The 776-nt window shown below is 39.6% G+C and carries 2 pseudogenes; both read left to right on the top strand.

Features of this window, described 5'->3' with window-relative positions:
- A pseudogene (locus tag R7Q11_RS25820) lies at positions 1–298 on the top strand (hypothetical protein); the annotation flags it as partial.
- A 27-nt stretch (positions 299–325) separates the two neighbouring features.
- A pseudogene (locus R7Q11_RS25825) lies at positions 326–776 on the top strand (hypothetical protein); the annotation flags it as partial.

Raw genomic sequence — 776 nt, forward strand, 5'->3', positions numbered from 1 at the left:
ATTTTTGATTATCCTCTTTGAAAATCAACTAGTCGCTCTGGGAACGTTGTTTGTCTCAGTTTCTTGGACAATGCTTATTGTGAAGGTGGTTTACTGTCGGATTAAATATGAAGAATGTAACCTTCTAAACTTCAAATTAGATATTGCCTTATTTAAAGAAATGATTGGCTTCACTAGTTGGAACTCGTTTGGCGCCATTTGTGGCGTTGCTAGAGTTCAAGGCTTAGCTGTTGTGCTTAATCATTTCTTTGGCGTTTATATCAATGCTGTTTATGCCATTGCTGTTCAAGTAAATTGAAAACTAAATGAATTTAGCATTAACATCATGAAAGCATTCAATCCACGAATCGTAAAGGCAGAAAGCAAGGGTAATAGGGAGGAAATGCTCCACTTATCCATGTTAGCAAGCCGTTTTAGCTTGTTGCTTTACTCAGTCATCGCGCTGCCGATCTTTTTTGAAACAGCTTTTATGTTGTCGCTATGGTTGGGAGATTATCCTGATGGTGTCCTGATTTTTATCAAGCTATTTTTAGTTCTTGCGTTTGTAAACCTTACGACGGTTGGTCTTCAAACGGCTATACAAGCAACCGGAGACGTAAAGGCTTACCAGTCAACAATTGGGTCAGTGCTGCTGCTAACTGTGCCATTGGCCTATATTTTCCTATCGTTAGGTTATCCCCCTTACACCGTTATCGTTGTTTCCATTTTTATGGAGGTAGTTTCTTGTGGAATGAGGCTCGCTTTTCTCAAGCTCAAAGCCGGGTTATCCATTAAGA

The organism is Vibrio sp. 970 (assembly GCF_033339075.1).